Source organism: Streptomyces sp. NPDC127097 (genome assembly GCF_042724075.1).
In the GTDB taxonomy this organism is placed as follows: domain Bacteria; phylum Actinomycetota; class Actinomycetes; order Streptomycetales; family Streptomycetaceae; genus Streptomyces.
Window position 1 is genome coordinate 89,267 of the sequence record NZ_JBHXFI010000019.1, and the last position, 17,032, is coordinate 106,298.

Genomic DNA, 17,032 nt, shown 5'->3' on the forward strand with positions numbered 1-17,032 from the left:
CGCCCCGCACCCACCAACCGAACCCGCCGGACCCGCCGCGCGATCCGCGGCGCGGTCCGTGCATCCCCCCACCGGCCGGGCCCGACCATGTCCCGGCCGAGCACACCAAGACCCGACGACCTCAGGGATCGCCCATGCTTCCGCTCTCCTCCTCGCAGGAGATCGTCTGGCTGCACGAACAGGTGCAACCGGGCAGCCGCGCCTACAACTTCACCGCCGCCCTCGACCTGTGGGGCACGCTCGACACCGACGCGCTGCGCGACGGACTCGCCGCCACCCTCGACCGGCACGTCGGCCTGCGGCTGGAACTCGTCGCCGTCGCCGGGGCGATGCCGGGACAGCGGGTCGCCGGGGCCTGTGCACCGCGGCTGCGCACGGTGGACCTGAGCGGGGCGGCGGACCCGGAGGCCGCCTTCCAGGACCTGCTGCGCACCGAGGCGGAGACCCCGCTCGACACCTACGAGGCACCGCTGCTGCGCTGGACGCTGGTACGGCTGGCGGACGAGCGGCACCGGCTCATCCACGTCGAACACCATCTGATCCACGACGGCCACTCGTTCGCGATCCTGCTGCGGGACGTGTTCACCGTCTACCGGGGCCGTGTCCTGGGCGAGCCGGTGGAACTGCCGTCCGCTTCCTCGTACGCCGACCATGTCCGGGCCCGGTCCGGGGACGAGGCGACCGCGGAGCGCCGGGAGGGTCTGGAGTTCTGGGCCGAGGCGCTGCGGGAGAAGTCCTACGACCTGCCGCTGCCCGGTCTGGCCCGGCCCGGGGCCCGGCGGCGGCACCACGGCGGCCAGTTGCGCCAGTCGATCGGTGCGGATCTGGCGGAGCGGCTGCGTGCCCACGCCCGGGACCGTGGTCTGACCCCGTTCGCCACCCTCCTCGGGCTCTTCGCCGAGCTGCTGCGCCGGCACAGCGGCCGCGCGCAGATGGTGATCGGCACCGCGGTCGGCAACCGGCCGCGCGGTTTCGAGGACGCCGTGGGCATGTTCGTCAACACCATCCCGCTCCCGCTGCGGCTGGACCCGGCCGCGCCGGCCGAGGAGTCCATGGACGAGGTGACCGACACCCTCATCCGTGCGCTGCCGCACCAGGAGGTGCCGATCCAGGAGCTGACCCGCGCGCTCGGGCTGCACACTTCGGGGGCGGACAACCCGCTGTTCGACGTCATGTTCAGCGCGCACGACGCCGAGCTGCCCGACATCGAGGTGCCCGGCCTGGACATCACCCTGTTCGAGGGCTTCAACACCGGCACCACCCGGTTCGACCTGGACGTGGTGCTGCTGCCGGACGACCGCCGCGGCGTCGGTCCCCGGCACGGCGCGCCGGGCATGACGCTGGTCTGGGACTACGACGCCGACCTGTTCGGCGAGGACGTGGCGAAGCTGCTGGCCGAGCGGTTCCTCGACCTGCTGCGGGCGTATCTCGACGCGCCCGGCACCGCCCTCGCGGACCTGGCGCCGCCGCCGGTCCCGCCGGCCCTGCCGGCCGCCGCTCCGCAGGAGCCGGGGCACGACCCGCTCGACCCCGCCACCGCCCACGACCCTTCGCTGCCCGCGCTGCTCGTCGGCGCCCGCCGGCTCACCTACGGCGATCTGGCGGACCGGGTCGCGTCGCTCGCGCAGCGGATGCTGGCCGCGGGGGTGACCGCCGGTCAGCCGGTGGCCGCGGTGCTGCCCCGCGGTGCCGACTCGGTCGTGACGCTGCTGGCCTGTCTGCGGACGGGGGCGGTGTACTGCCCGCTCTCGCCGTCCGATCCGCCGGCCCGGCTGACGCTGCTGCTGGAGCGGCTGAGCCCGGCGCTGGTGCTGACCTCGGCGGACGCCCCGGTTGCCGTTCCCGACGGGCTGCCCTCGGCCACCGTCGACGCCGCGGTCCTGCCGCCGGCGCGGGCGGCGGAGACCGTGCCGGGTGCCGCGTACCTCATTCACACCTCCGGCTCGACGGGCATCCCCAAGCCGGTCGCCGTCGGCCGTGCGGCGCTGGAGAACCATCTGACCGGTGCGGCCGAGCGGTTCGGGCTGGGTGCGGGTGACCGGGTGCTGCTGTTCGCCCAGCCGTCGTTCGATGTGGCCCTCGAAGAGGTGCTGCCGTCGCTGTACGCGGGGGCGTGCCTGGTCGCCCCCGAGCGCGAGGTGCCGACCGGCACCGAGCTGGCCGAACTGCTGGTCGCCGCCCGGGTGACCGTGGCCAATCTGCCCACCAGCTACTTCCTGGCCACCCGTCAGGAGATGCGCCCCGCGCTGCGGGACGGTTACTGGGCGCCGCGGCTGCTGGTGCTCGGCGGGGAACGTCTGCCGGCGGATGCGCTGCGCGCGTTCCTGGCCGACACCGACAGCACCGTGCTCAACGTCTACGGCGTCACCGAAGCCGCGATCAGCTCCACCGTCCACGAGATCACCCGGGACGGTCTCACCGAGGGGGCGGAGATCCCGCTCGGTACCGAGCTGCCGGGCGAGCGGGTCCATGTCCTGGACGCCCACCTCCGGCCGCTGCCGGACGGCGCGGTCGGTGAACTGGCCATCGCCGGGGCGGGGTTGGCCGAGGGATATGTGGGCAACCCCGAGGTCACCGACGCCCGGTTCCGGCGTGTCGAGGCGCTCGGCGGTGAGCGGGTCTACCTCACCGGTGACCGCGGCTACCGGGGTCTCGACGGGCTGCTGTACTTCCTGGGACGCCTGGACCACCAGATCAAGCTGCGGGGTTACCGCATCGAGCTGGAAGAGGTGGAGGCGGCCGCCTCGGCCGCGCTCGGCGGGCGCTCCTGCGCCGTCGTCCTGGACCGTGAGGCCCCGGGCGGGCCCCGGCTGGTCGGCTTCCTGGAGAGCGCGGACGAGGACGGGCCGTGGGACGAGCAGACGCTGCACACGGAGTTGAGCCGACGGCTGCCGAGCGCCCTGGTCCCGGGGCGCTGGGCGCGGCTCGACGTGATGCCGCGGCTGGCCGGCGGCAAGCCGGACCGGACCGCGCTGACCCGCAGTGCCGCCGCGCTGGAACCGGCCGCCCCCGACGGGGAGTCCGGTGCCGGGCAGCCGGTGGTGCCGGCCGATCCGATGACGGCGCTGCTCGTCGAGGGCTGGCGCGAGGCCCTGGGGCACGACCGCTTCGAGGTGTCCTCGGACTTCTTCCGGTCCGGTGGCCACTCGCTGCTCGCCGCGCAGCTGGCCTCCTGGCTGGAGCCGCGGCTGGGGCAGCGCCCGCCGCTGCGGCTGCTGTTCCAGCACCCGGTGCTGACCGACCAGGCCGCCGCGCTCGCCGCCGTCGGCACCGCTGCCGCCGGCCGCCCCCTGCCCGCTCCCGCCGCCCCGACCACCGTGACGGAGTCCCGATGACCCAGCCGATGACCGCCCGGACGGCGGCCCCGACGACCGCCGGCGCGCTCAGCATCGCGCACGGCGCGCGTCCCGCCACCGACGGCGCGACCGAGGTCCTCGCCCGCTTCGAGGAGTGGGTGCGCCGCTCCCCCGACGCGCCCGCGGTGATCGACGGGACGCACAGCTGGACGTACCGGCAGATCGGCGACGCCGCCGACGAGACCGCCGCGGTACTGCGGGCCCGGGTACGGCCCGGGGACCTGGTCGGCGTCTGCCTGGACCGCTCGGCCGCCCTCGTGGTGACCGCCGTCGCGCTCGCCAGGATCGGCGCCGTCTATCTGCCGCTGGGGCCCCGCCCCGGCGAGCGCCGCACCGACGCCGTCACCGAGGATCTGAACGTCGGCTGTCTGATCGGCGATCCCGGGCTGTTGCCGCCCCGGCACCGGACGGGCGACCGGCTGGACCTGGCGCTGCCCGGCGAGGGGGCCAATGCCACCGCCACGGTCGTGGCGGCCTTCGCCGCTCCCGGTGCCGGCGCGCACTCCGCGCCCGCCGGGGCGTTCTACGCCGTGCTGACCTCCGGCTCCACCGGCCGCCCCAAGGCGGTGGCCGTCGGTGAGCCCGCGCTCGGCGGGCTGCTGGACTGGTACCGCGCCACGACCGGGCTCGGCCCCGGTGACCGGCAGTCGCTGCTGATCGGCGTCGCGTTCGACCCCCATCTGCTGGAGCTCTGGGCCGGGCTGACGTCCGGAGCGGCGTTGGTGCCCGCGCCGGACGAGGTCCGCTGGGACTCCGTGGTGCTCGCCGACTGGTGGCGCACCGCCGGGCTGTCGGTGGCGGTCGCGGCGACCCCGATGGTCGAGCCGCTGCTGGACCGGCCCTGGCCGCAGGACCTGAGGCTGCGTCATCTGATCGTCGGCGGTGACCGGATGCGCCGCCACCCCGGCGCGGAGGTGACCGCCACCGTCCACAACGCCTACGGCCCGGCCGAGGCGACCGTGGTCGCCACCACCTACGCCATGCACGGCACGGACAGTGCGGCGGGCACGGACTCCGCGCCGCCGATCGGTCACCCCGTACCGGGCGTGACCGTGATCGTCGCCGACCCGGACGGCCGGCCCGTCGAGCGCGGTACGGAGGGCGAACTGCTCATCGGCGGCAGCGGGCTGGCGCTCGGCTATCTGGACCCCGAGCTGACCGCGCGCCGCTTCACCGCCGTGCCCGAGGGCCTCGATCTGCCGGGCCTGGAGCGGGTGTACCGCACCGGTGACCGGGTGCGGATGCCGGCCGACGGGCGGCTGGAGTTCCTCGGCCGCCTCGACGACCAGGTCAAGATCAGCGGGGTGCGGATCGAACCGGCCGAGGTGGAGGCCGCGTTCGAGCAGGACCCGGCGGTCCTGAGCGCCGTCGTCACCGCGCCGCGCACCGCCGACGGACGGGCCCGCCTGGTGGCGTACGTACGGGCGGCGGCCGGTGCCGGGCTCACGGCGGACGCGCTGCTGCCGGCCCTGCGGACCTGGCTGCCCGAGCAGGCCGTTCCCTCGGACGTCCGGATCGTGGGCTCCTTCCCGCTGGACGCCAACGGCAAGGTGGACCGCGCCGAACTCACCCGGCGGGCGGCCGAGTCCGGCGCGTCCCGCCCCGGCGCCGCCCCGGACGGGAGCGCCCCGGACGGTGCCGGGCCCTCCGGTGCCACCCCTGGTGAGCGGCTGGTGCTGAGCGCCGCCCGTGATCTGCTCGGCCGGCCCGGGATCTCGCTGGCGGACAACTTCACCGCGGCCGGCGGCACCTCCGTGCTCGCCGCCCGGCTGCTGACCGTCATCGAGAAGGACAGCGGCATCCGGCTGCGCGCCCCCGAGCTGCTCCGCCAGCCCGATCTGCGCGCGGTGGCCCGGCTCGTCGACGAGCGTGCCGCCCGGCAGCCGGCGGGTGCCTGAGATGACCGCTCGCACCCCCGCGTTCCCGTCCTCCCCCGACACCTGGAAGGAAGGCCCCGTGCCCACCGAAGGCACCCCGTCCCCCGCACACCGCCCGGCCGGTGAGCACACCGCGGCCGGCCGGCCCGCGCCCTCGGCCGGGCTGCCGGCCCTCGTGGCCTGGCACGCCGCCCGGACCCCGGACGCCCTGGCCGTGGTGGACGGCGACAGCACGCTCACCTATGCGCAGCTGGTCACGGCGGGCCGGGCGCTCGCCGCACATCTGCGGGCGCACGGCGTCGGCCCGGGTGACTCCGTCGCCCTGCTGATGCCCCGCTGCGCCCGGACGGTCGTCGCCCAGCTCGCGCTGTGGTGGGCGGGCGCCGTGTGCGTGCCGCTCGATCCGGCCCATCCGCGCGCCCGTTCCGAGGCGCTGGCCGCCGAGGCGGGTGCCACGCTGACCGTCGGCGACAGCAAGCTGCTGGAATCCGCGGCGCTCACCGGCGCCACCCTCGCGCTGCCCGCTGAGCCGCTCATGGACGGCGCCCCCGCCCCGGCGGCCGAACCGGCCCCGGACGCCTCCGCGTTCATCATGTTCACCTCGGGCTCCACCGGCCGCCCCAAGGGCGTGGCCGTGCCGCACCAGGCGATCGCCGAGCTGGTCTCCGAACCCGCGTATCTCACCCTCACGCCCCGCGACCGGGTGCTCTTCCACTCGCCGATGACCTTCGACGCCTCGACGTTCGAGGTGTGGGGAGCCCTGGCCAACGGCGCCGCGGTGGTGGTGTGCACCGCCGACCGGCCGTCGTTCGAGGACCTGGCCCGGCACGTGGAGCGGCACGGCGTCACCGTCGCCTTCTTCACCACCGCGCTCTTCCACCAGCTGGCCGGCCGCCGCTCCCGGATCTTCGCGCCGCTGCGTACGGTGATCGTCGGCGGCGAAGCCCTGTCCGCGCACCATGCCCGCGCGGTCCTGCGGGCCTTCCCCTGGCTGGAGCTGGTCAACGGCTACGGGCCGACGGAGGCGACGACCTTCACCACCACCCACCGGGTCACCGACGCCGACTGCGACGGCCAGGTGCCCATCGGCCGGCCGGTCGCCGGGGCGGCCGTGCATGTCCTCGACGCCGCCGGCCGGCCGGTGAAGGACGGTGCGCAGGGCGAACTGTGGATCGGCGGCAGCCGGCTGGCGCACGGCTACACCGGGCAGCCGGAGCTGACCGCCGAACGCTTCGGCCGGCAGCCCGAGTTGGGGCGCCTCTACCGCACCGGCGACCTCGTCTCCCGGCGCCCGGACGGGCTCCTCGACTACCACGGGCGCACCGACGACCAGGTGAAGATCCGCGGCTTCCGGATAGAACCGGGCGAGATCGAACACGCCCTGCGGGAGCGGCCCGAGGTGGCCGACGCGGCCGTGACCGTGCACCGCCCCGCCCCGGACGACGCCCGGCTGGCCGCGTTCGTCGTGGCCGCGTCCGGACCGGTCCCCCGCCCCGAGACGCTGCGCGACCGGCTCGCCGCCGTGCTGCCCGCCCATCTGGTGCCCGACGATGTGCGGCTGGTCGACGCGCTGCCGCTCACGCCCTCCGGCAAGGTCGACCGCCGTGCCCTGACGGGCCTCGTCACGACGGACGCACCCGGCGCGCCGGCCGGTCCGCTCGGCCCGCTCGAACAGGCCGTCGCCGAGATCTGGAGCCGGTCGCTGGGCCGTGAAGTCACCCGTGCGGACGCCGACTTCCTCGCGCTGGGCGGCCACTCGCTGCTGGCGCTCGCCGTCACCGACGATCTGCGCGAGGAGCTCGGTGTCGAGCTGACCCTCGCCGACTTCTTCGCCGCCCCCACGGTGGCGGGACACGCCGCGCTGGTCGAGCGGGCCCTGCTCGCCGCGCACAGCGATCTGCGCCCCGGCGCCCCGGAGGACACCGATGACCACTGACACCCCCACCGGGGCGGCGCTCCAGGAGGAACTGCTGCGCCGGGCGCGCTCCCGCGACGCCCGCCCCGCTCCCGCCCCCGAGGCCGTCCACCACGGACCCGCGCCGCTCTCCCACGCCCAGCGCCGGATGTGGCTGATGGACCGGCTGGGCCAGGGCGGCGCCTCGTACAGCGTGCCGTTCGCCACCCGGCTGCGCGGTCCGCTCGACCTGGACGCGCTGGCAGCCGCGCTGACGTCCCTGGTGCGCCGCCACGAGATTCTGCGTACCCGGTACGGGCAGCAGGGCGGCGAGCCCTACCAGGAGGTGCTGCCCGCACCCGAGGCGATGGCGCTGCGCGTCGTGGAGACGGCCGCCGACGGCGCCGGCGTGCTGCTGGCCGAGGAGGCGCACCGCCCGTTCGACCTCGCCGCCGGTCCCGTGCCGCGCGCCCTGGTCCTGCGGCACGGTCCGCAGGACCACACCGTTTTGCTGACGTTTCATCACATCGCCTTGGACGGCGCCTCGTTGGAGACCGTGGCCGGGGAACTGGCCGAGCTGTACGCGGCCGCCGCCGGGGGCACCGCCGCCGAGCAGCCGAGTCCCCCGCAGTACGCGGACTTCGCCCGGCGGGAGCAGGCCGCGGCCGACCGCCTGGAACAGGGCCTGCGCCACTGGGAGTCCCGCCTCGCCGGCGTCTCCCCGCTGCGGCTGCCCCGCCCCATGCACCCGCCCGCCGACGGTGGCACCCGGTCCGCCGGAACGCACACCGCCCCGCTCGACCCGCGGGTGCCGGCGGCCCTGCGCGAGCTGGGCCGGCAGCACCGGGCCACCCTGTTCACCGTGGCGCTGGCCGCGGGCTTCGCCGCCCTGCACCGCTTCACCGGGCAGGACGACCTGGTGATCGGGGTCGCCGGCAGCCACCGGCAGGGCGCGGAGATGCGCGGCCTGGTCGGCCTGTGCGTCAACACCCTGCCGGTCCGGGTGAACACGGGCGGCGACCCGTCCTTCACCGTGCTCGTGGAGCGCGTACGGGAGGCGCTGCTCGACGCCCAGCAGAGCCGCGAGGTGCCCTTCGATCTCATCCTGGAACGGCTCGGGGCGGCCGCCCGCGGCACGGACGGGACGGCCCTGATACGGGTGAGCGCGGACGTCCTGGGCGCACCCACCACGCTGCGGCTGCCGGGCACGGTGAGCGAGTATGTCGAGGTCGGCGCCGGTGAGGCCAAGTTCGACCTCTCCTTCGCGCTGGTCGACACCGAGGCCCCGGCCGGCCTCGTCCAGTACGGCCGGGCCGCGCTGGACGAGGAAGCCGCGGCCGCTCTCGGTACGCACTACGGCGCGCTGCTCACCGCCGTCGCCGACGACCCGGGCCTGCGGCTGTCCCGCTTGCCGGGCGCGGTACCGGTGCCGCGGGAGGAGACCGACGCACACCCGGCCGAGGCGCTGCTGTGCGCGCACCCCGGGGTGGCCGAGGCCGCGGTGCTCACACCGGCCGGCGGCCCCCTGCTGGCCTATGCCGTGCTGCGCGGGATCGGGGGCCCCACACCGGCCGAGCTCCGCTCCCGTCTGCGGGCGGAGCTGGCGCCGGAGCTGGTGCCCGCCGCGGTGATGCTGCTGGACGCGCTGCCGCGGACGGCCGACGGTGCGCCCGACCCGGCCCGGCTGCCCGGCATGCCCGCCGCACCCGCACCGGAGGGCGCCCACGCCGAGGCCGTGACCGAAGGCTTCACCGCGCTGCTGGGCCGTCAGCCCCGGCCGGACGACGACTTCTTCCTCCTCGGCGGTCACTCGCTGGTCGCCGTGCAGCTCGCCGAGCGGCTGCGCCGGGCGCTGAAACTGCCGCTGACCGGCCTGGACATCATGCAGGCCCGCACCCCGCGCGCGGTCACCGCGCTGCTGGACGCCCGCGCGGAGGAACGGGCCGCCGCGCCCACGGTCACCGCGGCCCGTCCGCGGCGCTCGCGCGAGGGCACGGTCCTGGTCACCGGCGGCACCGGCGGGGTCGGCGCCTTCGTGCTGCGCGAACTGGCCGCACGGGGCCGCCCGGTGCTGGCCCTGGCCCGCCCCGAATCCGCGCATCTGGTCGCCGGCGACGGGGTGGAGGTCATCGAGGGCGATCTCACCGATGTGGCCGGGCTGCGCAAGGCCGTCGAGAGCGCCGATGCGGTCATCCACGCGGCCTGTACGTTCACCCGCCCCGAGGTCGATGTGACGGCGATGGCGGCGATGGTCGGCGCCTGGTCGCGCGGCCCGTTCGTCTTCGTCAGCAGTGTGGACGCCTATGGGCACCCGGCCGGCGAGTGGGTGGCGGAGGAGTCCGCCCCGGGGCAGCCGCTGAGCCCGTACGGGCAGGCGAAGCTCGACTGTGAGGCGCTGCTGCTGCGGGCCGCCGGTTCGCAGGGCCGGGGCGGGGCGAGCGCCGTCCGCTCCCCCCTCGTCTGGGGCCCGCACCAGCGGCTGCGGGACCAGTTGCGCTGGGGCGCGACGGGTCTGCTCTACCAAGCCGCACGGGAGGGCCGGCCGCTCGTGCTGCCCCGGCCGGGCACCGGTGGCCATGCCTGGTACGGCGCGGCCTGGGTGCACGCCGCGGCCCTGGCCCGGTCCGTGGTCTCCTGCCTGGATGCTCCCGTGCACGGCGTCGCCAACGCCGTCAGCGGCCATGTCACCTGGCGGGAGCTCGCCGCCACGCTGACCGAACTGCTCGGCAGTGACAGCGAGATCCGCGAGGCGGACGAGGTCCATCCGGACCTCGACCACCGCTGGCACTACCACGCCGACCGGCTGGCCCCGTCCCTGCGCCGTCAGCCGGGCGAGGACCGGCGCTCCGTGCTGGCCGCGATGACCGGCCCGGCCGAGCGGTGACCCGGTCGGGGTGACGACGCTGCGCCCGGTGGCCCGATCGGCCACCGGGCGCTGCCGCTGTCACGCCGTGCGGGGACCGGGCGCTCCGGGAAATCACCGCTTCCCCCGGCCTGCCCCGCGCCGTTTCCCGCACTCGGCTTGCGACCATGGGCGGGCTGCCGGGCTGACGCCCTCCGTCGCCGCAAAGGAGCCCCCATGAACGCCAGCACGGACCTGCTCGTCGATGCCTTCGGACGTATCCGGGAGAGCGTCGAGGACGCCGTCACCGGGCTCGACCCCGATGAGCTCAGAACGCGCCCCGAGGACGGCGGCAACTCGATCGGCTGGCTGGTCTGGCATCTCACCCGGATCCAGGACGACCACCTGTCCGGGGTGGCCGGCACCGAGCAGATCTGGACGTCGGACGGCTGGTACGACCGCTTCGGCCTGCCCTTCTCACCCGACGACACCGGCTACGGCCACTCCGCCAAGGAGGTGGCGTCCGTACGGGACCTGACCGACGAGCTGCTGATGGGCTATCACGGCGCGGTCCACGACAACACCGTCCAGTACCTCGCCGGGGTCGACGACAAGGACATGAAGCGCGTCGTCGACCGCGCCTGGACACCGCCCGTCACCCTGGGCGTCCGGCTCGTCAGCGTCATCGCCGACGACCTCCAGCACGCCGGGCAGGCGGCCTATGTGCGGGGCCTGCTCGGCCGTTGAGCACCGGGCCGGGCGGGCCGCCGCGGGCTCACCGCCGGCGGGGCAGGCGGTGCAGCCGCACCGCGGTGAGCCGGCCGGCCGTGATCTCCGCCGTCATGTAGGTGCAGTAGGGCTGCCGGCGGCGGTCGGTCGGCGAACCCGGGTTGAGCAGGCGCAGCCGGTCGCCGGCCATGGAGTCCCAGGGGATGTGGCTGTGCCCGAACACCAGCACATCGAGCCCGGGGAACCGTTCGGCACACCGGCGCTCCCGGCCCTGCGCGGGGCCGGTCTCGTGCACCACGCCGAGCCGTACCCCCGCCAGTTCCGCGTACGCCACCTCGGGCAGCCGCGCCCGTAGTTCCGGGCCGTCGTTGTTGCCGTACACCCCGATCAGCCGCCGGGCGCGGTCCGCCAGCAGGTCCAGGGTGGCGGTGTCGACCCAGTCACCGGCGTGCACGACGACATCGGCACCCGGCACCTCGTCGAGCAGCTGGGGCGGCAGCGCCTTGGCGCGCTGGGGCAGATGGGTGTCGGACAGGAGCAGGAGTCGCACGGGAACTCTCCTTCATCTCCGTCGAAGTCATGCCCGGTTCGACCAGCCCGACCCGGACCTGACGCCCGGTCACCTCCTGGCGCAGCGCCTCGCTGAAGGAGCAGACCGCGTGCTTGGTGGCCGAGTAGACGCTGTTGTCCTTGCGGGGCACCCGGCCCGCGACCGAGCTGACGGTGACCAGGTCGGCCACGCCCCGCGGCCCCTCGTGCGCCGCGCGCAGCAGATGCGGCAGCGCGGCGTGGGACATCCGCAGCACCGCCTTGAGGTTGAGGTCGACCATCCGCTCCCAGTCCTCGGGGTCGCTGTCCGTCACCGCGCCACGGGCGCCGAATCCGGCGCTGTTCACCAGGAGGTCCAGCCGCCCGAAGTGGTCCACGGTCTGACCGACCGTCCGAAGTGCCTCGGGGGCGGCGGCGAGGTCGGCGGTCACGGCTAGGGGGAGTCGTTTGGATCATGGTGGATCAGGGAGCGGGGTCTGGTGCGTGCAGCTGCAAGGCGGAGGAGGGAGTCGACGCGGAGCGTCGGCGAGTGACGACAACGCCGCAGATGGGCGTGCCAGACCCCGCGAGCCCGCCATGATCCGAACGACACCCCCTAGGGACGCGCCGCCCTGTGCGCCGATCGTCTCCGCCAGCTCCTCCAGGCGCCCGGTGCGGCGGGCCACCAGGGCGAGGGCGCAGCCCTGCCCGGCGAGCGCCAGGGCGGTGGCGGCTCCGATGCCGCTGGAGGCGCCGGTCACCAGCGCCACCCTGCCCGTCAGCGGCTTCCGGCCGTCGCCGCCGCCTACCCCGGTGGGGTCCTGGCGTGCCGTCGCGGTGTGCTCGCTCTCTCCGGTGCCCATCCCGTCCCGCTCCTCCCGCTCGGATTCCGCGGCCGGGGTGGCCGCATACACGGTCCGGAAATCCGTACCCCGCCGGGCCGCAGAATTCCCTTTCCCCTCCGGTAGCTGTATTCCTCAGCTGCCCCACGGGGAAAGCCGGATGGCCGGGAAATGCGGGCCGGCAATTCCCCGGACGCGGTGCGCACGGCCGGACACCGGGTATGACACAGAGAACCCCTTGTGCCCCCGGGAGCTGCTCATGAGGCATACGCATCCCCTGCCCGGCGACATCGGACTCACCCGAATATCCGGCATCACCGGCCGGTTGATCCGCTTCGGACAATGGATCAATGGCGACGGCTTCGCCGACTATCAACACGCCTTTCTCGTCCTGCCCGACGGCCGGCTGCTGGAAGCCGAGCCGGGCGGGGCCGACATCAAACCCCTCTCCGCCTACGACGGCACCGCGGTGTGCTACGTCTGCCCGGAAGGGCTCACCGAACAGCAGCGCACCGCGATCTGCGTAGCGGCCACCGCCTACGTCGGCGTGCCCTACAGCTTCCTCGACTATCTGGCGATCGCCGCGCACCGCTTCCATCTGCCCCTCCCGGGGCTGCGCCGCTATGTGGCGAGCACCGGGCACATGATCTGCTCCCAACTCGTCGACCAGAGCTATCAGGACGCCGGCGTCCATCTGTTCGCCGACGGCCGCTGGCCGGGCTATGTGACACCGATGGCCCTGCACAACCTGCTGGCCGACTGACCCCCGCGCGGGCGCACCCGACGGCACCGGAATTCCTCCCGGTAGCGTGGCGCATATCATTGAGGCCACCGGTGCGAGAGGTGACGGGACCATGCGACAGCAACCCGTTCTTGTCTATGACGGCGACTGCGCCTTCTGTACGTCCTCGGTGCGGTTCGCGGAACGGCGGCTGCGTCCGCGCTGCGCGGCCACGCCCTGGCAGTTCACCGATCTCACGCAGCTCGGCATCAGCCGGCGTCGCGCCGAGCACGAAGTGCTGTGGGTGACGCCGGCCGGTGCCGTGCACGGTGGCGCGCAGGCGGTCGCCAAGCTGCTGCTGAGCGCGCCCCGCGGCTGGCCGGTCGTGGGCGCGTTGCTCACCCTCCCGCCCCTCCGCTGGGCCGCCCATGGGGTGTACCGGCTGATCGCACGCAACCGGCACCGGATGCCGGGCGGGACGGCGGCCTGTGCGCTGCCGTCCTCCCCCGCCGCCCGGAAGCAGCTGTAGCGGGACGCCGTCAGGTGCCGGGCTTGCGGCCGTAGACGTGGACGTCGTCACCGTTCTTGAGCAGCGACCAGTACTTCTTGGCGTCGTTGACGCGCATGTTGACGCAGCCGTGCGAGCCGGGTGCCGACCAGACGCTGCCGCTGATGGAGTGGAACGCCTGCCCGCCGTCGAAGAACTGGCTGTACGGCATGGGCACGTCGTAGAGGGTCGACACATGGTGCAGATGGCGCCAGTAGATCTTCTTGGCGCCGGTGCGGGTCTCGTAGCCGTCCCGGCCCGTACGGACCGGCACCGGCCCGAAGACCAGCTTCCCGCCGTCCTGGATCCAGCTGAGCTGGCGGGTCAGGTCGACGCAGGCTATCCGCCCCTTGTTGGTCGGGCAGTGACCCGCCTTGTTGGGGTTGCGCCCGGCCGCGTTCTGCTGTGCCACGACGCGCATCACGCCCCAGGTGACAGGTCCGGCGTAGCCGATGTTCGGGGTGATGCCGTGGCTGGTCTGAAAGGCCCGGATCGCCCGGCAGTCGGCGGCCGACTGCCGGCCGTCCACCCGCAGTCCGAGGAATTTCTCGGCCTGCTTCTGGTAGGGGCCGCGGCTCGCGGTGCACGAAGAGGCGGTGGCGGCCTGAGCCGTGGAGCCGAAGGCCACCGTCAGCGGGACGGTCAGAGCCGTGAGAGCGAGCGCCGCGCCCGCCCGACGACCGGCGCCGGACCGCGGGACACGCAGGTTCAGTCGTCTTTTCATGCCCCGTAGGACTGTTTGCCCGACCCGCCGGTTGCAGGCGTGACCGACCCGAAATATCTGGTACGTGATCCGCGCCCCCGGCAGCCGGAACGCGTCCGGCTGCCGGTACGCATCCGGCTGCCGGGGGAGGAGGGCTCCTACAGAACCGAGAGACGACGAACACACCCCCTACGGTGACTGTCCGCTATCGCATCACCACTTAATGTGCTCATGGCGGCCGGTCGCGGCGCCCGCGACCGGCCGCTTTCCCCGGCTCCCCCAGGAGTCACCCCCGACCGGAAGGGACGACGCATGATCACCGATGCAGTGCGTGCGGAGTACGAGCACCGCTTCGCCATGTACGACACCGACGGCGACGGCTATCTGACCGCCCAGGACTTCACCGACCGGGCCCGGCTGCTGACGGACGCGGTGGGCGAGCCGGCGGACTCCCCCAAGGCGCGGGCGCTGGGTGCGGGGATGCGCCACACCTTCGAGCAGCTCGCCGCGCTGGCGCAAATCGACGCCACGGGGCGGCTCAACCAGGAGCAGTTCGTCGCGGCGTTCGCGCGCGCGGGTGCGGCGGGGACGCTGGGCCAGGTCGTGGGACCGTCGATCGCCGCGACCGTGGCCCTCGCCGACGCCGACGGGGACGGTGTGGTCAGCCGGGAGGACTTCGCGGTGGTGCACCGTGCGGCGGGGTACTCGGCCGCACAGGCGGCGGAGGCATTCGCGGCGCTGGACCGGGACGGCGACGGACGGCTGCTGGTGGAGTCCTGGCCGGCCGAGTAGGCGCCCGGGGGCCCGGCCGCGACAGCTCCGCCCGTCCCTCAGCCGCGGAAGGTCAGTGCGAGGTGTGCCGTCAGCCCCGGGGCACTCACCGGGGCGTCGCGCAGTCCCAGGTAGTCGTCGGGGCGGATGAGGAACCCTTCGCCGCCCCGCGCCCCGTACATCTGCCGGAACGCGTCGAGCCCGTCGTGGAAGACGGGCAGTGCCAGGCCGTCCGTCCGGAGGTGCGGGGCCGCGACCACCCAGGCGCTCAGCTGCCCCCGCGCCCCGCGCCGCGCCGCCGCCACCACCTCGTCGTACGGCGCCAGCGGCTGCCGGACCGTCCGTTGCACCACCCCCTCGCCCACCGGACGGCGCTCCGTGTGATAGCTGGCCAGCAGCCCCTCGCTCGCGGCCGACCGCACCACCAGGGCCACCTTCCAGGCCAGGTTGTAGGCGTCCTGGATACCGGTGTTCATGCCCTGGGCGCCGGTGGGCGGATGGATATGGGCGGCGTCTCCCGCGACGAACACCCGGCCCGCTCCATAGCGGTCCACCAGGCGGTGGCTGATACGGAAGACCGAGGACCAGCGGAGCGAGGAGGCGCGGGTGGGCTGCGGTGCGAGCCGGTCGAGGACCGCCTGGATGCGCGGGAGGCCGGGGGCGGGCCCGGCCTCCGGACCGTGCGCCACGTCTTCCCCGTGCGCCACGTCTTCCCCGTGCGGCTGTTGCGGCAGGGGGAGTTCGGGTGGAACCGCCCTCGAAGCTCAGCCCGAGGCCCTTGCGGACGACGCTGTGGGCGCCGTCGCAGCCGAGGAGGAAGCGGGTGCGGATCCACTGGCTCGATCCGCGCCTGCTCCGCGCCGTTGACGTAGATCAGTTGCCCCCCGGAGCGGGGCCGCGGCCGCCAAGACCTGCCGCGCCAGCCCCATCAGGTCCCAGAACCGGGCCGGCACCGAGACCAGGACATCCACATCGGCCATGGCTGCCTCCCGGGGCGGAACCACACTCCTTTCCAAGGGAACACAGCGCGGTGGGGCTGTCCATTTCCGCTGACAGGCTTCCCGCCCTCCCCGGCGAACGGGCCGTTACACCGCTCAGGACCCGTGCGCGGTGCATGCGTACCTGCGCAGCGCGTGCATCGAGTGCGCCGGTTGCGCTCGGCGGACACCCCCCGGCCGAGCAGGTGATCGCCGGCCTTCTGAAGGTCATGCGCCCACGGCCTGAGGGGTGCGCCCCCGCCCGCCTGAACAGGTGCGCCGTGTACAGGCACGGCCGCGCGCCGACGGCAAGGGGGCAGGCCGGTCCGCGGCGGCGCTACCGCGCGCTCTGCCGATAGCAACTCGGGGCGTGGTTGTCTCTTCCCCGTCGAATTCATGGCGCCGCGCGGAAATCGCAGTTCGAGCACCATTCGAACGCGATTCGCCGCACCGGCGCCGGGTTTCCTGAATGGCTGCCAGGCAACTGCGCGGCGAGCGACGGGAGTAAAGGCATGCAATTTCCTCAGGTATCGGAATCGACGACCCGGAGTGAATTCCGGGGCCATGGGGCCCGGGGCATCACGGCAGCAGCCGTCCTGCTGGCGGCCGGGGCGCTGAACCTCGTCACCGAGCAGCCCGCCGAGGCCCGGGGCGGCGGGGCCTGGGACCGCCTGGCCGGCTGCGAGAGCGGCGGCAACTGGCGTATCGACACGGGGAACGGGTTCTCCGGAGGGCTTCAGCTCGCCCACTCCACCTGGCACTCGTTCGGTGGCGGCGCCTATGCGTCACGGGCCGCGCGGGCGACCCGGGCGCAGCAGATCCAGGTGGCGGAGCGGGTCCTGGCCCGTCAGGGCTGGGGCGCGTGGCCGGCCTGCTCGGCCTCGCTGGGGCTCAACTCGGCCACCGCGCACCGCACTCCACGGAGCACCACGGCCCGTCCCGCGCCGCAGCGGCACGCCGCTCCGTCGTCCCGCGAACGGGTCCGGCATCCGCAGTCCCATGAGAAGCGCTACAAAGTGGGGCGCCATAGGAGTACCGGCGGCTCGGTCGTCGTCAACGCCGGGGACACCGTGAGCGGTATCGCCTACGCACACGGTTTTGGCTGGCAGGAATTCTACCGGCTGAACCGCCGTGTGATCGGGGCGAATCCGCATCTGATTTTCCCCGGCACACGACTGGCCCTGCCGCACTCCGGCACCCGCTGAGCACCTTCCGGAATTACCGGCACAGCATGACGCAGGTCCC

At 74.3% G+C, this 17,032-nt stretch carries 13 protein-coding genes and 1 pseudogene; 9 read left to right on the top strand and 5 right to left on the bottom strand.

Translation table 11 applies throughout. The annotated features are described in order from the left end of the window. Window positions 1-134 precede the first annotated feature (134 nt). The 5 genes from ACFWJW_RS17225 to ACFWJW_RS17245 all read left to right on the top strand — a co-directional run bounded on the left by ACFWJW_RS17225 (window position 135) and on the right by ACFWJW_RS17245 (window position 10,716). Window positions 135-3,335, top strand: a complete 3,201-nt coding sequence (locus tag ACFWJW_RS17225; protein ID WP_387241249.1) for an amino acid adenylation domain-containing protein — start codon at window positions 135-137, stop codon at window positions 3,333-3,335. Beyond that, complete coding sequence (locus tag ACFWJW_RS17230) at window positions 3,332-5,254, top strand: non-ribosomal peptide synthetase (RefSeq protein ID WP_387241252.1); 1,923 nt, start codon at window positions 3,332-3,334, stop codon at window positions 5,252-5,254. Before ACFWJW_RS17225 ends, ACFWJW_RS17230 begins: the two co-directional genes overlap by 4 nt. Window position 5,255: 1 nt before the next feature. Further along, entirely contained in the window at window positions 5,256-7,169 is a 1,914-nt protein-coding gene (locus tag ACFWJW_RS17235; RefSeq protein WP_387241255.1) for an amino acid adenylation domain-containing protein, read from the top strand. Further along, the gene (locus tag ACFWJW_RS17240) at window positions 7,159-10,011 is read left to right on the top strand and encodes a condensation domain-containing protein (RefSeq protein ID WP_387241258.1); all 2,853 of its coding nucleotides are present in this window, start codon (window positions 7,159-7,161) and stop codon (window positions 10,009-10,011) included. Before ACFWJW_RS17235 ends, ACFWJW_RS17240 begins: the two co-directional genes overlap by 11 nt. 195 nt (window positions 10,012-10,206) lie before the next feature. Beyond that, window positions 10,207-10,716: a DUF664 domain-containing protein gene (locus ACFWJW_RS17245; RefSeq protein WP_387241261.1), complete on the top strand. Its 510-nt coding sequence runs from the start codon at window positions 10,207-10,209 to the stop codon at window positions 10,714-10,716. A 28-nt stretch (window positions 10,717-10,744) separates the two neighbouring features. Here ACFWJW_RS17245 and ACFWJW_RS17250 read toward each other — a convergent pair whose 3' ends face one another. The 3 genes and pseudogenes from ACFWJW_RS17250 to ACFWJW_RS17260 all read right to left on the bottom strand — a co-directional run. Then, window positions 10,745-11,248, bottom strand: coding sequence for a metallophosphoesterase family protein (locus tag ACFWJW_RS17250; RefSeq protein WP_387241264.1), 504 nt, complete (start codon window positions 11,246-11,248; stop codon window positions 10,745-10,747). Then, window positions 11,139-11,624 (bottom strand): SDR family oxidoreductase, encoded by a 486-nt coding sequence (locus tag ACFWJW_RS17255; protein WP_387241267.1) that lies wholly within the window; start codon window positions 11,622-11,624, stop codon window positions 11,139-11,141. Before ACFWJW_RS17255 ends, ACFWJW_RS17250 begins: the two co-directional genes overlap by 110 nt. A 222-nt stretch (window positions 11,625-11,846) precedes the next feature. Continuing rightward, a pseudogene (locus ACFWJW_RS17260) lies at window positions 11,847-12,089 on the bottom strand (SDR family NAD(P)-dependent oxidoreductase); the annotation flags it as partial. Window positions 12,090-12,327: 238 nt separating this feature from the next. Here ACFWJW_RS17260 and ACFWJW_RS17265 point away from each other — a divergent pair. Both ACFWJW_RS17265 and ACFWJW_RS17270 read left to right on the top strand, forming a co-directional pair. Then, the gene (locus ACFWJW_RS17265) at window positions 12,328-12,831 is read left to right on the top strand and encodes a hypothetical protein (RefSeq protein WP_387241270.1); all 504 of its coding nucleotides are present in this window, start codon (window positions 12,328-12,330) and stop codon (window positions 12,829-12,831) included. 91 nt (window positions 12,832-12,922) lie between these two features. Beyond that, window positions 12,923-13,318: a thiol-disulfide oxidoreductase DCC family protein gene (locus tag ACFWJW_RS17270; RefSeq protein WP_387241273.1), complete on the top strand. Its 396-nt coding sequence runs from the start codon at window positions 12,923-12,925 to the stop codon at window positions 13,316-13,318. 10 nt (window positions 13,319-13,328) lie between these two features. Here ACFWJW_RS17270 and ACFWJW_RS17275 read toward each other — a convergent pair whose 3' ends face one another. Continuing rightward, window positions 13,329-14,060 carry a L,D-transpeptidase family protein gene (locus ACFWJW_RS17275; protein ID WP_387241277.1) on the bottom strand — a complete coding sequence of 244 codons (732 nt, stop codon included), beginning with the start codon at window positions 14,058-14,060 and terminating at the stop codon, window positions 13,329-13,331. A 291-nt stretch (window positions 14,061-14,351) separates the two neighbouring features. Here ACFWJW_RS17275 and ACFWJW_RS17280 point away from each other — a divergent pair, with 291 nt between their 5' ends. Then, entirely contained in the window at window positions 14,352-14,831 is a 480-nt protein-coding gene (locus tag ACFWJW_RS17280; protein WP_387241280.1) for an EF-hand domain-containing protein, read from the top strand. A 38-nt stretch (window positions 14,832-14,869) separates the two neighbouring features. On the opposite strand, the gene ACFWJW_RS17285 is transcribed toward ACFWJW_RS17280, so the two are convergent. Beyond that, window positions 14,870-15,517 carry an FAD-dependent monooxygenase gene (locus ACFWJW_RS17285; RefSeq protein WP_387241283.1) on the bottom strand — a complete coding sequence of 216 codons (648 nt, stop codon included), beginning with the start codon at window positions 15,515-15,517 and terminating at the stop codon, window positions 14,870-14,872. 782 nt (window positions 15,518-16,299) lie between these two features. Here ACFWJW_RS17285 and ACFWJW_RS17290 point away from each other — a divergent pair. Then, window positions 16,300-16,992, top strand: coding sequence for a transglycosylase family protein (locus tag ACFWJW_RS17290; protein WP_387241286.1), 693 nt, complete (start codon window positions 16,300-16,302; stop codon window positions 16,990-16,992). Window positions 16,993-17,032 lie beyond the last annotated feature (40 nt).